Annotated in this window: 9 protein-coding genes; 7 read left to right on the top strand and 2 right to left on the bottom strand. The window is 44.4% G+C overall.

Annotation, left to right across the window (positions count from 1 at the left end; genetic code table 11):
- Positions 1-63: 63 nt before the first annotated feature.
- Positions 64-687: a trimeric intracellular cation channel family protein gene (locus AC3CID_RS11185; RefSeq protein ID WP_004734183.1), complete on the bottom strand. Its 624-nt coding sequence runs from the start codon at positions 685-687 to the stop codon at positions 64-66.
- 299 nt (positions 688-986) lie between these two features.
- Here AC3CID_RS11185 and AC3CID_RS11180 point away from each other — a divergent pair, with 299 nt between their 5' ends.
- The 3 genes from AC3CID_RS11180 to AC3CID_RS11170 all read left to right on the top strand — a co-directional run bounded on the left by AC3CID_RS11180 (position 987) and on the right by AC3CID_RS11170 (position 2,487).
- Positions 987-1,517, top strand: a complete 531-nt coding sequence (locus tag AC3CID_RS11180) for an elongation factor P hydroxylase (RefSeq protein WP_017079495.1) — start codon at positions 987-989, stop codon at positions 1,515-1,517.
- Positions 1,518-1,526: 9 nt separating this feature from the next.
- The gene (locus AC3CID_RS11175) at positions 1,527-1,790 is read left to right on the top strand and encodes a YfcL family protein (protein ID WP_004734185.1); all 264 of its coding nucleotides are present in this window, start codon (positions 1,527-1,529) and stop codon (positions 1,788-1,790) included.
- A gap of 175 nt (positions 1,791-1,965) precedes the next feature.
- Entirely contained in the window at positions 1,966-2,487 is a 522-nt protein-coding gene (locus AC3CID_RS11170; RefSeq protein ID WP_065204979.1) for an NADPH-dependent FMN reductase, read from the top strand.
- Between the two features lie 204 nt (positions 2,488-2,691).
- On the opposite strand, the gene mnmC is transcribed toward AC3CID_RS11170, so the two are convergent.
- Positions 2,692-4,767, bottom strand: coding sequence for a bifunctional tRNA (5-methylaminomethyl-2-thiouridine)(34)-methyltransferase MnmC2/FAD-dependent 5-carboxymethylaminomethyl-2-thiouridine(34) oxidoreductase MnmC1 (gene mnmC / locus AC3CID_RS11165; protein ID WP_488526554.1), 2,076 nt, complete (start codon positions 4,765-4,767; stop codon positions 2,692-2,694).
- A gap of 128 nt (positions 4,768-4,895) precedes the next feature.
- Between mnmC and fabB the strand changes: the two genes are divergently transcribed.
- The 4 genes from fabB (at position 4,896) to AC3CID_RS11145 (ending at position 14,028) form a co-directional block, all read left to right on the top strand.
- Positions 4,896-6,107 carry a beta-ketoacyl-ACP synthase I gene (gene fabB, locus AC3CID_RS11160; protein WP_010436883.1) on the top strand — a complete coding sequence of 404 codons (1,212 nt, stop codon included), beginning with the start codon at positions 4,896-4,898 and terminating at the stop codon, positions 6,105-6,107.
- 487 nt (positions 6,108-6,594) lie between these two features.
- Positions 6,595-7,728 carry a 4-phosphoerythronate dehydrogenase gene (locus tag AC3CID_RS11155; RefSeq protein ID WP_237300024.1) on the top strand — a complete coding sequence of 378 codons (1,134 nt, stop codon included), beginning with the start codon at positions 6,595-6,597 and terminating at the stop codon, positions 7,726-7,728.
- Positions 7,729-7,740: 12 nt separating this feature from the next.
- The gene (locus tag AC3CID_RS11150; RefSeq protein ID WP_171308825.1) at positions 7,741-8,754 is read left to right on the top strand and encodes an aspartate-semialdehyde dehydrogenase; all 1,014 of its coding nucleotides are present in this window, start codon (positions 7,741-7,743) and stop codon (positions 8,752-8,754) included.
- A 207-nt stretch (positions 8,755-8,961) separates the two neighbouring features.
- Positions 8,962-14,028, top strand: a complete 5,067-nt coding sequence (locus AC3CID_RS11145) for a FimV/HubP family polar landmark protein (protein WP_488526553.1) — start codon at positions 8,962-8,964, stop codon at positions 14,026-14,028.
- The last annotated feature ends 8 nt before the right edge of the window (positions 14,029-14,036 follow it).

Raw genomic sequence — 14,036 nt, 5'->3', positions numbered from 1 at the left:
AAAAAGGGTTGCTTCGTAATGAAGCAACCCTTTTTATATTCTGCGTCATTGAGAATATATTATCTAATGCACAGAGCTTTCCGGATCAAGCTGGAACGAAGGCAAGCGCCATTTGAATCTTACGGCAGCCATACGCAGCAAGTAGCCAACCACAAGCGTAACAATCGTTGCGGTTACGTCGTTAATGCCAAGCTCAAGCAAACCTAGGTATAAACCTGAAGCGACAAGGGCGACAGATGCATATAGCTCTTCATGCAGAACCAATGGTGTTTGACGGCAGATAAGATCGCGCAACAGGCCACCGAACACGCCAGTTACCAAGGCAGACACCATACAAATCATTGGGTGCAGACCCATGGTCATCGCGACTTTAGTGCCAATGATGCTGAACACGATGAGACCTAAAGCATCTAAACGAATGAACAAGCCTTTTAGCTTGATTACCCATTTAGCCAGTCCTGTTGTGATAACACCCGCGATACAGGTGATCGCCAGATATTGTGGGTTTTCAACCCAACCTAAAGGGTAGTGGCCAAGTAAGATGTCTCGTACTGTACCGCCGCCAATTGCCGTTGCACTTGCAACCAACATTACACCAAACCAATCCATTTTTTGTTTGCCAGCGCTGAGAGCGCCGGTCATGGCTTCTGCCGTGATGCCAATGATATACAAAACACTTAGTAGCATTGCTGTAGCTCTATAATTTAGGTCTATAAATTGGAGTCTTATAGGCCATAGGGATATAAAAATGAAGCGCGAGTGTAGTAGTAAAAACGCTGATTGACGAATGAATATTTGTACCGTGAATAGGCATTTCAGATTAGCTAAACTAATCATTCACCTCAAAATGGTGTAATCTGGGATCAGCAATCGATTGTCATCGTAAAGTATTATGACGAACCTAATGTCATTGCCAGTGATAGGGCTTTACCGAGCGCTTAAAAAAACGCAAAATGCCCCAGTTCTTTTTATTTAAATTTGATCTTATGACACACCAATACCCAGATATCATCGACATTTTCAATCAAACCTTTTTCGAGAGCTTTAATACCAAGCTAGAACTGGGAGCGGACGAGCCTATTTACCTGCCAGCCGATGGGGAGGTTTCTCATCACCGTATCGTATTTGCTCGCGGCTTTTACGCGTCAGCACTTCACGAGATAGCACACTGGTGTGTGGCTGGTCCTGAGCGTCGTTTATTGGAAGATTTTGGTTACTGGTATGAGCCTGATGGCCGAACTGAGTCGGTTCAAGCTGAGTTTGAAAAAGTAGAAATTCGCCCACAAGCGTATGAATGGATCATTGCGACCAGTGCAGGCTTTCCTTTTAATGTCAGCTGTGACAATCTACACGGCGATTTTGAGCCAGATCGTTTGGCCTTTATGAATAAAGTACACAGCGAAGTCATGGGTATCTTTGAAGCTGGTCTTCCGCCTCGCGTGAAAATGCTCTCTGAAGCATTACGCAGTTTCTATGATGTTGCACCTTTATGTACTAGCCAATTTATTGTGAAATAAGAGAATATTATGATTATCGAATTTGAAGAAAAACTACTTGAAGTAATTGATGCTCGCATTGAAAACGCATCAGATGATGAACTGTTTGCTGGTGGTTACTTACGTGGTCATATTTCTCTTTCAGTGGCTTCATGTGAAGAAGACGGCATTGAAGACGTAGCAGAAGTTAAATTGCGTATTGAGAAGAGCCTAGAAGACGCGCGCTCTGAATTGACGCCAGCCGATCGCACGATCGTTAATGACCTTTGGGTTGAGCTGCAAAACCAAGCTTAATTGCTAGCTATCCATAATTATTCGCTCATTACTCTCCCTCCTCATTTTTGAGCGAACCAATAATTTGAGACTCATTCGAATTTTTTGAATGAGTCCGTTCATTTCTTGTGATGGTTCCATTTTCTGACTACGTTATTCTAATCCCACTTAACAGAATCACAGAAAAGGTCACATCATGAAAGTTATCGCATTCGGCGCAAGCACCAGCTCTACCTCTATCAATAAAGCACTAGCAACTTACGCAGCAAACTTGATTGAAGGTGCTGAAGTCAAAGTCCTAAACATCAACGACTACAACGTGCCTATGTTCAGTGAAGACACTGAAAAAGAGATTGGCCAAGCGGAAGGTGCTCAAGCATTCTTGCGTGACTTAGCAGAAGCGGACGCATTTGTTATCTCTTTCGCAGAGCACAACGGTCATTATCCAGCAGCGTACAAAAACCTATTTGACTGGGCGACACGCATTGAGCGTTCAGTATTTGGTGAGAAACCTGCGGTTTACTTAGCGACATCTCCGGGTCCAGGTGGCGCACAGACGGTACTTGGCGCAGCAACAGGCTCAGCGCCATACTTTGGCGGTAACGTTAAAGCATCGCTTTCAGTACCTAGCTTCTACGATAACTTTGATTTTGAGTCAGGTTCAATCAGCAATGAAGAGATTGCCGCTCAAATTAAAGACGCGATTGCTAAGCTGTAAAAGCGGAAAGTAAAGCGAATAGCTGCTAAGTAGCCAGCTGATGTAAAGTTACGAGCCGCTGCAAAGTAACGTACTGCTCTAGAATAAGAAGCAGCGACGTAAACAAGATTGAAAAAACAAAGCCCGAGCATTGAGATATGCTCGGGCTTTTTGTTTGGGTTGTACTAACACTTATTTGAATATTTAGACCTAGTCTAGAATCGACTAGTCCGCACTGGCTTGTTTCGTTGAAACCCAACCTTCTGTTAACGCTTTGCCTTTGCGTAATCTTCTAATCCACATTCGACTTGGATGAATGGCTTCGAGCACATCAACCGGAAGAGGTAGAGGATCGCCACAAATTTGTGAGGCTAAGACTTCTGCTAAAAGAGGGGTCGAGCTCAAACCACGTGAGCCTAAACCAATAAAACAGAACAAGTTCGGATAGCTGGTAACAGGTTCGATACCGTCGATAGCATCACGCTGCGGATTAAAGTTGTGCAGATTCTGATATTGCTCTTTGATGGATTCAAAATCGCCCACATTACCGACAAATGGTAGATGATCTCGACTCACGCTGCGGATACCTTGGCGCGCTAAGTTGCTGCTGGTGTCGACATCTTTGGTCCACGCTTGTTCTGGTAGCGACCCGTGTAAGCGCTCGCCATTATGTTGTTGAACCTCAATATCAAATTCTTGGTCGATATTGGTTTTGTCGTAGTTCGCGCCAATACAATGGTGACCATTATTTGGATTCTGTGGCGTTAAGTAACCATCAAAACACAACACCGTTTTTAGCTTGCTGAGGTTCTCTGTAGTCGGGATATGACTCACTTGCCCTTTAACTGGCGTGAGAGGTACGGGGCGAGTTTGCTCAAATTGGGTGAACTTGTGTCCATTCGCGACAACCACTTGGTCGTGCTTAGTTTGAATTTCACTTTGAGGTGTATCAATCGTTAGTAGCCATTGTTGCTCTGCTTCTAACCACTCAAGTTGTGTCACTTGGTGTTGATAGTGCGCGCTTACTTGGTTGGTCTCTTCTAACTTACCAATCAAACCTTGAGTAAGCTGAAGAGGGCTTAACCAACCACCCAGTGGGAAGTAAACACTCTCTTTATCAACCGGTAAGCCAATCTTTTCGTTCGCTTGTTCGGGCGTTAAGCGCTGAATTAAGTCTGTGTGGAAATTGCCTTCCAACATGCGGTTGAGCTTTTTAGTTGAGCCCTCATCCCACATCAAAATATTCACGCCACACCAGCTGTGATCAAAGTTCACCGATTGTGCTGCTTGATTGATAAATTGGCGGGCAAACAACAAGCCTGGGCCAAATATTCTTGAAACATTGGATGTCGTTTCACTGAGTAGCGGATAAATCGCACCTTGATTGTTGCCAGAGGCATTTCCAGCGGCTTGTTGGTGTTCACAATAAAGGGTGATGTTTTTACCACGTCGGCTTAACGTTTTTGCAAGCGCAGCGCTGGCAACACCACCACCGATAATGGCGATATCTTGTGAATCACTGTGTTGAGCTAGGCCATACCAAGGTTTAATGTTGGTGTGAGCGTGCTTCTCATCAAGTCGGCCGGCAATCATTTCCCGCTTAGTGCCAAAGCCTTTAACTTTTTTCATCGCAAAGCCAGCTTCGATTAAACCGCGGCGAACAAACCCGGCAGCGGTAAACGTTGCACAACTGCAATCTTGTTTTGCCAATTTGGCCATTCCGTTGAATAGGTTTTGATTCCACATTTCTGGGTTCTTACTCGGTGCAAAGCCATCTAAGAACCAAGCGTCAACCAAACCTTCCTGCGGGGTCGGCACGTTTGGCATACAATCTTTAATATCACCAAACCATAAATCGAGTGTGATCGCGCCATTGCCCAAAACAATACGGTGACATTCAGGCAGAGCAATCGGATAGTGTTCTTGGAGTTGTGTCGCATACTGGGCTAATTCTGGCCAAGATTGGTGCGCTTTGATGAGATCCTCTTTATTGAGAGGATATTTTTCAAAACTGATGAAATGTAACTCTTTGGTCATCGCTTGTGGGTTATCTTTAATAAAAGCATCGAACCATTGCCAGACTGCGAGAAAGTTTAAACCGGTACCAAAACCGGTTTCAGCAATCACAAAACGGCGTTGTTGATGTTCAAGCCAACGCTCTGGAAGGTGGTTTTGTTTTAAAAAGACGTAGCGAGTTTCTTCTAAACCGTTAACATTAGAGAAGTAAACGTCGTCAAATTGGTCTGAAACTGGCGTGCCAGACTCATTCCATTCCAGTTCTGCATTAGTAATTGAAGTCATAAAATCTATCATTTTGTGATTTGAAGCGATATGTTGGTAGGGATTGTACGAATTTCTAGGAAAGCTGACCACTTTTGTTAGGCTTCTTAGTTATCATCTAGCTGAATTTAGAATTATAGGAATGTCACATGAAACGAGTCGTAATCACCGGTATGGGTATTGTTTCAAGTATCGGTAACAACGTCGAAGAAGTTTTAGCATCACTGAAAGAGGGTAAATCTGGTATTACCGCTTCAGAGCAGTTCAAGGAAAATGGCTTGCGCTCTCAAGTTTGGGGTAACCTAAAAATGAACCCTGCTGACCATATCGATCGCAAAAAAATGCGCTTTATGGGTGATGCAGCGGCATTCGCATATCTTTCAATGGAGCAAGCAATTGCTGACTCTGGTTTAACTGAAGATCAAGTATCTAATGACCGCACAGGTATCGTTGCGGGTTCAGGTGGTGCTTCATCTCTAAACCAAGTTAACGCTGTAGACATCATCCGTGAAAAAGGCGTTAAGCGCGTTGGTCCATACATGGTTCCACGTACAATGGCTTCTACGGTTTCTGCTTGTCTTGCTACACCATTCAAAATCCGTGGCGTGAACTACTCTATGAGTTCTGCATGTGCAACATCTGCACACTGTATTGGTCACGCAATGGAGCTTATCCAACTGGGTAAACAAGACGTTGTATTCGCTGGTGGCGGTGAAGAACTGGATTGGTCTCTGACTATGATGTTCGACGCAATGGGCGCACTTTCTACTAAGTACAACGACACTCCAGAACTTGCTTCTCGTACCTACGATGCAGACCGTGACGGTTTCGTTATCTCTGGTGGCGGCGGCATGCTAGTTATCGAAGAACTTGAGCACGCTGTGGCTCGTGGCGCAAAAATCTACGGTGAGATCGTGGGTTACGGCGCAACTTCAGATGGCTACGACATGGTTGCTCCTTCTGGCGAAGGCGCGGTTCGTTGCATGAAGATGGCAATGCAAAACGTTGATGGCGTTGACTACGTGAACACTCACGGTACTTCAACTCCTGTTGGTGACGTTAAAGAACTTGGCGCAATCCAAGAAGTCTTTGGCGGTAACAGCCCAGCAATCTCAGCAACTAAAGCGATGACAGGTCACGCTCTAGGTGCGGCTGGTGTACACGAAGCAATTTACTCAACGCTAATGCTTGATAACGGCTTCATCGCACCAAGCATTAACGTTGCAAACCTAGACGAAGCAGGCGCAGGCCTAGACATCGTAACGGAAGCTCGTGAACAAGAGCTAACAACGGTTATGTCTAACAGCTTTGGTTTCGGCGGTACGAACGCAACGCTAGTAATCAAAAAATACCAAGGCTAATTGAAGCTAAGGTTAAATTAATAAAGGTTAATCGTTAATGGGTGACGTGAGTGCAGACTCAACACGCATAGGTTGCCCACTAACCATGACCAACAGAACAAAGCTTTTTAAATGTAGGTTTTATACGTGTTTTTTTGAACATGACTTTTTAAATCTGGGTTTAGAAATTAAAAGGTTTCCAGAGCTTGACCAGTAGTGACTTTGGTTAGTACTGGTTGAACAGACGCAAGACTCTGTCTCCTGGAGAGCGAGATAGGATCCTTTTGTTCTGGATGTTTGCCCGATTGTTTATTCAATCGGGCATTTTTCGTTTCTGGGCTACACAATCTTCAGTGTTGATTCGGTTTTGGGATATGGTGTGATAAATGCCAACGTAGCCCTTTATATATAATGTATTCCATTTGCTACTCGACACCGAGTGTGGAATTTTGCACAATCATTTCAATTCACATTTAGGTCGATAGACCCCAACTAAAGTACTCGCCAAATGAAAATCTTAATCGACGAAAATATGCCTTATGCTGAAGCGTTATTTAGCCAGCTAGGGGAAGTGACAATGAAGTCTGGTCGCACATTAACTGCTGACGACCTAGTTGACGTAGACGCATTGATGATTCGCTCTGTCACCAAGGTGAATGAATCATTGATTAGCAAAGCCAATAAGCTGAAGTTTGTCGGCACTGCGACGGCAGGTATGGACCATGTCGACCAAGCATTGATGAAAGAGCGTGGCATTTTCTTTACTGCGGCGCCTGGCTGTAACAAAGTGGGTGTCGCTGAGTATGCCTTTAGCGCAATGATGGTACTTGCGCAGCAACAAGGCTTCTCTGTATTCGACAAAACGGTCGGTATTATCGGTTGTGGTCAGGTAGGTAGCTACTTATCGAAGTGCCTTGAAGGTATTGGTATCAAAGTTCTGCTGAACGATCCTCTAAAACAACAAGAGGGTGATACTCGTGAGTTTACTGAATTAGAGACACTGCTTGAGCAATCGGATGTGATCACTCTACATACACCAATTACTAAAACGGGTGAGTTCCCAACGCATCACTTGATCAATGAGCAAGTGCTGAACAACTTACGTGCTGATCAAATTTTGATTAATGCAGCTCGTGGCCCAGTTGTTGATAACCAAGCGTTAAAAGCTCGCTTGCAAAAAGCCGATGGTTTTACTGCCGTTCTTGATGTGTTTGAGTTTGAACCTGAAGTCGATTTTGAGCTGCTTCCACTGCTTGCTTTTGCAACTCCTCACGTAGCGGGCTACGGTTTAGAGGGTAAAGCACGTGGTACCACGATGATCTTCAATAGTTATTGTGAGTTTTTAGGTACTGAACAGCGTGCTTATGCAAGCGATCTTCTGCCGACAGCCCCAGTGCCTCAAATGAAATTAGATAGAGCTTGGGATGAAGCAACACTGCACAATTTGACTCAGTTGATCTATGATGTGCGCAAAGACGACGCCTTATTCCGTCGCAATATCTCTACGCCGGGTTCTTTTGACAAGATGCGTAAAGAATATTGGGACCGTAGAGAGTACAGTGCAGTCGAGTTAACGGGCGATGAATCTTGTAATTTAACGCCGTTATCTAAACTCGGTTTTATGGTAAAGCCAACTTTATAAAAGAGAGAAACAATGAGCCAAGAATTTAATATTGCTATTTTAGGTGCGACTGGTGCGGTTGGTGAAACCATTCTTGAAGTACTTAAAGAGCGTAAATTCCCTGTCGGTGAAATGCACTTACTAGCAAGTGAACGTAGTGAAGGCAAAACTTCCCGTTTTAACGGCAAAACAATACAAGTACAAAACGTAGAAGACTTCGATTGGTCTCAAGTACATATTGCGTTTTTCTCTGCAGGTAGCGAGCTTTCAGAACGTTGGGCTCCAATCGCGGCTGACGAAGGTGTGGTGGTTATCGATAACACATCACGTTTCCGTTATGAATATGATGTTCCTCTGGTTGTGCCAGAAGTTAACCCTGAAGCGATTGCTGAGTTCCGTAACCGCAACATCATCGCGAACCCTAACTGCTCTACTATTCAGATGGTAGTAGCACTTAAACCAATTCACGATGAAGTGGGTCTTGAGCGTATTAACGTTTCAACTTACCAATCTGTGTCTGGTGCAGGTAAGCCGGGTATCGATGAGCTAGCGGGTCAAACGGCTAAGCTTCTTAACGGCATGCCAGCTGACAAGTCAGCATTCTCACAGCAGATCGCGTTCAACTGTATTCCTCAGATTGATGAATTTACAGAGAACGGCTACACACGTGAAGAAATGAAGATGGTTTGGGAAACTCAGAAAATCTTTGCTGATTCGTCAATCACGGTGAACCCGACTTGTGTTCGTGTTCCTGTGTTCTACGGTCACGCTGAATCTCTACACATTGAAACTCGCGCGCCAATCGGTGCAGAGCAAGTTATTCAGCTTCTAGAGAACACGGAAGGCGTTGAAGTATTCCAAGCTCTAGACTTCCCAACTCAAGTTCGTGATGCGGGTGGTAAGGACCACGTAATGGTTGGTCGTATTCGTAGCGACATCAGCCATCACAGCGGTGTGAACATGTGGGTAGTCGCTGATAACGTTCGTAAAGGCGCAGCAACAAACGCAGTTCAAATCGCTGAACTTCTGATTCGCGACTACTTCTAAGCTTCATTGCTTTGATTATCAAGCCTCACTCTTTAGTGGGGCTTTTTTAATCGATTGAAAATATTGTTAGTCAAATTGTGTGAAATTGCTGCGAATATTGTTGCTGCAACACATTTTTTGTTTTCATCTCTATAGTTTTACGTCATTTATCCGATATATTTAATAGATCATCACTTTTCCGAATTTAAGCACCTAGCTGAGCCTTTTATGTTTCAATTTTTCAAGCCGTGGTTAATGCCTTTTGCCTTTATCATTGCGACTCAGATTTCCGTTGTTCGTGCAGATTCCATTCGAGTTGTAGGGCCTAATGGCCAGATACAATCAGCGCCTACGTTTTCAGAACCTCTTCAAAGAGCGCAATTGAATAGCGCTGAGCCTTCACGTTTCTATGGTCCAACCCGTGGCTCAGAAACGCTATGGTCTATTGCTTCAAGGTTACGCCCTGATAACTCCGTTTCAGTCCAACAAACATTGTTGGCGATTTATCGCTTAAACCCACAAGCGTTTGAAAATCAGAATATCCATAGCCTGCTGCCTGCCAGTAATTTACGTGTGCCTTCTTTAGAGCAAGCGCGAGCAAGTTCGACGCAGCAAGCTATCAACATCATGAACTCGCACCTTGCTAAGCTTGATGCTCCTGCGACAAAGCCTACCGCTTCAAAACCTAAAGTAGCGCAAGCGTCAAGTCGACCAGATGTAGCCCCTAAAAATGCACAATCCAAAGCTAAGGTTAGCGAACCTAAAGTTGTCGATAAATCGATAATTGGTAATCAAGAGATAGTGAATAACAAGCCGCTAACCGGTGCCAAGGAAATGAACCACCTTGAGAAGCAGTTAGAGCTTTCAGAAACTGAGTTACTGTCACTCGAAGAAAAAAACCATCAACTTCGTTTGATGCTGTCGAATGTTCAATTGGAAGTGGATGAGCTAAAAACAGAGCTCAGTGATGAAGACCGCATTCGTAGCGAAGTGGAAAAGCTGCTTGATGAAGAGCGTAGAAAGAACGCCGAAATTGAAAAAATGGCACCAAGTGCCATGGATGAACTGTTATCTAATGGTTGGTTAGTTGCGGCTCTTGCGATTATTCCGGGTCTTCTACTTGGTTTGATCATCGTGATGCTGATAGGTCGTCGTTCTAAAAATGAAGAACAACAGCAAACCACTCAAGAACAACCGATGCAGCCTGAACCAAGCAGCGTCGCGCCTATTACACTGGGCGACGAGATGGACGACCTTAACGAGCTGTCTTTAGACGATGACTTGTTTGGCACTGAAGATGACGCCAATAAGTTGTTTGATGACCAAGCTCTTGCTGAAGAAGACGATGTATTTGCAGGATTGGATGAATCTGATCTCGATTTCAATCTCGACGGTGAAGATGATGACCCATTTGCGAGCATTGGCGAAAATGGTGATTTAGACACTAACTTTGATGATCTGGACTTGGACAGCAGCAACGGCATTAGTGTTAATGGTGAAGAGAAAGCGCTTGGTCTTGAAGAGATGGAGCGCGCGCTCGATAAAAGCGCAGAAAGCGCACTTGATACAGATGAAGTCGATTTTGACCTCTCAGATGATAACGCAATGTCTGCTGATGACATTGAAGCACTGCTATCTAAAGAATCCGAGACTGAAGATTTAGGCTCTAACGAATTAGACCAGTCACTATTAGATGACCTGTTTTCTCTTGATGACGAAGATGATGATAGCTTCGACATCGATGCCTTGATTTCGGAAGAGCAAAATGATTCTACTTCTAGTGCCGACACATCAATAACCGATGATTTTGATATCGATGCGCTTATCTCAGAACAACAAAGCGATGCTACGCCTTCGGACATAAGCAATGACGACTTTGATATTGATGCTCTGATCTCTGAACAACAGACCACTCAATCTGCAGCTCCTAGTGTAGAGGATGATATTGATGACATCTTTGCTCAGGTTGCCGCTCAGAACGAGCAAGCGAATGATCCTTTCAACCTCGATAGCGACGATGAAATAGCGACGAACCTAAACTATGGTTTGGCGTCTGATGATGATATCGAAAACATCCTGTCTCAGTTTGATAAGCCAATCGTTGATGAAGAGACTCAAGACAGCGTTGATCTACTTGATGAGCAGTTGGAAGGGGATGACGTTGACCTAAGCAACTCGACCGAACTCCTTGATGACATGCTGGGCGATGAATCGGATGATGAGCCTGAAAGTGAGCCTTTAGGTTTTGATGCCTTATCTGAACTTGAAGAGCTTTCTGGTTTATCGACTGATGATGAGCTAAACATTGCAGAAGACAGCACGGAAACTCTGGATGAATTAATCGGAGATTCTGAGGATGATTTCGAACTCGATGCGGAGAGCACCGACTTACTTGATGATTTCCTTGATAGTGAACTATCGGATGATGCGCTTTCAGCGGACCAAGCCGATTCACCAAAATCTGAATCTTTAGACCCTTTTGATGATTTACTGACAAGTGGTATTGAAGACGAGCTTGAATCAGAAGAACAGACGTTTGATAAAGAGCTAGATGCTGCCTTTGGTTCTGACAAAGCCAGCGACGACCTTATCAAGGATTCAGATGTTGAACATACTCAATTAACGTCAGAGCCTTCTGAAGCCGAGCCTGAGCAAATAACGGACATTAGTGAAACACCACAACCTGAACTTGTTGGTGATGCTTCATTAGAATCAGAACTGATTCAAGACGGTGCTGATGTTAAGCCAGAAAATGATGAAGCCTTTAATCGTGATGACTTTATCGATGACTTGTTTGGTGTTGCGCCTGCAACGGATGCGTTGCTTGATGACGCACTAGAAACAACAGATGAAGCATTGATTGATGAGTTGATGACTTCTGATGACAGCGATTCGTTGCAAGCTACTGAAGAGTCAGCTGAAGCATCAATCGAAAGTGCTTTGGAGCCAGAACAAACGTCCCTTTCTGATAGTCATGAATTATCACCAGAAGAAGCGGTGTCGTCTGTTAAAAATGATGAACTGGATATTGACTCGTTGCTCTCTGAGAATTCTGACTTTGACAAACCAGTTTTTGAAGAGCCGACTCAAGAAGACACTGAGCAACAAGAATTAGAACCGAAAGAAGCCGAAGTACAACATCAGCGTGAAGACATCGCTGCGAGTACTGAAGATCAAGCTTCGCCAGCGTCTTTAAATGATATCTCTGAAGACGATGAAGAAACGGTAGAAGATTGGTTAGCCGAAGCCATTGATGATGTTGAATCTCCTGCGAATATAGACTCTGATTTTGACTTTGAACCGAAAATTCAAGGTAGCGATGAACTTGAAAATATCGTTGAATCCTTGCCAGAGCCAGAGCCAGAGCCAGAGCCAGTCCGTGCTGCACATATGCCAGAAATCATTCCAAATGAGTTCGGTGTACCAGAAGACAATGATTGGCTGATTGGAGACGATACAGCTAAAGAAGATGCGTTGGCGGAAGCTGAAGCTGATGTTGAAGTAATACCAGACCCAGTTACTCCTGCTGTTGAACCTCAACTAGACGCTGAACCTCAAGCAGAAACGGCACCGAAAATTGAAGCTACGGAACAAGCTGAAGTTCTAGGACAAGACAGCGAAGAAGAGTTCTCGTTTGATGACTTCGAACTTCCAGAGTTTAATGAAGAAGACGCATTGGCAGGAGCCGATGTTGAAGCTGATGTTGAAGTAATACCAGAACCAGTTACTCCTGCTGTTGATTCTCAACTGGATGCTGAGCCTAAAGTAGAATCGGCACCGCAAGTTGACGCTACGGGGCAAGCTGAGGTTCTAGGACAAGACAGCGAAGAAGAGTTCTCGTTTGATGACTTCGAACTTCCTGAGTTTAATGAAGAAGACGCATTGGCAGAAGCCGATGCTGAAGCTGATGTTGAAGTAATACCGGAACCAATTACTCCTGCTGTTGAACCTCAACTAGACGCTGAACCTCAATCAGTATTAGAACCACAATTAACATCTGAGCCACAAGCAGACGTTGCGCCTCAAGCAGAAACGGCACCGCAAGCTGAAGCTACGGAACAAGCTGAAGTTCTAGGACAAGAAGACGAGTTCTCGTTTGATGATTTCGAACTGCCAGAGTTTGGTGAAGAAGATGCATTGGCGGAAGTCGTTAGTGAGCCTGATGAAGCTCAGTTAGAGCAAGATCTCGCTCCTGAGGCAGACAAGTTTGAGTTCGATGATCTTGACCTTCCTGAATATGACGAAGAAAGCGCAAAAGCAGACTCTGTTTTAGATGATATTGAGCAAAGCAGCGCAGAGCCAGTAGCGGAAGAAGAAGGCGTCGAGTTTGATGAGCTTGATTTGCCTGAATACGGTGAAGACGAAGCCATCTCAGATGCGTTTGCAGAGAAGCCGACACCACTGACTTCTTTTAGTCCGCAAGGTGAAGAGCAAGATGCGCTGCATGATTTGTTCTCAAACCCGCAAAGCTTTAGTCACGCTGACGACTTCTCCGATACAGAGGGTTTCTCGGGCGAAGCGGGGTTCTCAGATGCAGAAGAACCTGAACTGGCAGCGTTCGCACAACCAGATGATTCACTGAGTTCATCTTCAGGATTAAATTCAACGCCTTTAGAATCAAACTCAGCACCTACAGCGGTTCAAGACGAACCACTAGAAGGCTTTGACGATTTTGATGAAACAGCATTGGCTGAGTTGCTTTCAGAAGATGTACAAGACTCAGTCGACAATATGTTTGAGAAGCCATTAGATGCAACTTCGATTGACAGTGCGGGGCTCGATATCGATGCGATGCTCGAAGTTGGCGGTGAAGATTGGAAAGGCTTTAACTTAGCTCCAGAGCAGCAATCAAGCATGCATAATGGTGTTCCTGACGATCAACAAGAGATTTGGGCATCGGCTGAAAAACAAGCTGAACCTAAAATTAAAGAAGAGAATTGGGGTCAACAAGATAATCTTACAGAGTCAGGTAACAGTCGTGATAAGCAATACATGACGATTGACGAACTGATGGCTCAAGTAGAGCAAGAAGGCGAAGAAGCCATTAATCCAGATGATGAAGAGTTGAAGCTGGATGTTGGTCTCAATGAATTCCCTGATGTTATCGGTGATATCGGCAACTATGATGTCGACAACAATGCAGAAGCTGCTGGCAAGCTCGATTTGGCTAAAATCTATATCGAGATGAGTGATTCGCAAGGTGCAATTAAGCTTCTAGAAGAGGCGATAGTTGACGGGAGCGATGATATTCGTCGAGAGGCAAAGAATCTTATCGATACCTTAAACGGTCGATAAATTTAAAA

This window comes from Vibrio sp. QJM3NY_21 (assembly GCF_057785975.1).
The sequence above is the reverse complement of the archived record's forward strand: the minus strand, read 5'-3'. Positions and strand labels throughout refer to the sequence as shown.

Excerpts from the sequence above, each read along its gene's own strand:
- AC3CID_RS11150 (WP_171308825.1), top strand. The coding sequence starts at position 7,741 with ATGAGCCAAGAATTTAATATTGCTATTTTAGGTGCGACTGGTGCGGTT.
- AC3CID_RS11170 (WP_065204979.1), top strand. The coding sequence starts at position 1,966 with ATGAAAGTTATCGCATTCGGCGCAAGCACCAGCTCTACCTCTATCAAT.
- AC3CID_RS11185 (WP_004734183.1), bottom strand. The coding sequence starts at position 687 with ATGCTACTAAGTGTTTTGTATATCATTGGCATCACGGCAGAAGCCATG.
- fabB (WP_010436883.1), top strand. The coding sequence starts at position 4,896 with ATGAAACGAGTCGTAATCACCGGTATGGGTATTGTTTCAAGTATCGGT.
- mnmC (WP_488526554.1), bottom strand. The coding sequence starts at position 4,767 with ATGACTTCAATTACTAATGCAGAACTGGAATGGAATGAGTCTGGCACG.
- AC3CID_RS11145 (WP_488526553.1), top strand. The coding sequence starts at position 8,962 with ATGTTTCAATTTTTCAAGCCGTGGTTAATGCCTTTTGCCTTTATCATT.
- AC3CID_RS11175 (WP_004734185.1), top strand. The coding sequence starts at position 1,527 with ATGATTATCGAATTTGAAGAAAAACTACTTGAAGTAATTGATGCTCGC.
- AC3CID_RS11180 (WP_017079495.1), top strand. The coding sequence starts at position 987 with ATGACACACCAATACCCAGATATCATCGACATTTTCAATCAAACCTTT.
- AC3CID_RS11155 (WP_237300024.1), top strand. The coding sequence starts at position 6,595 with ATGAAAATCTTAATCGACGAAAATATGCCTTATGCTGAAGCGTTATTT.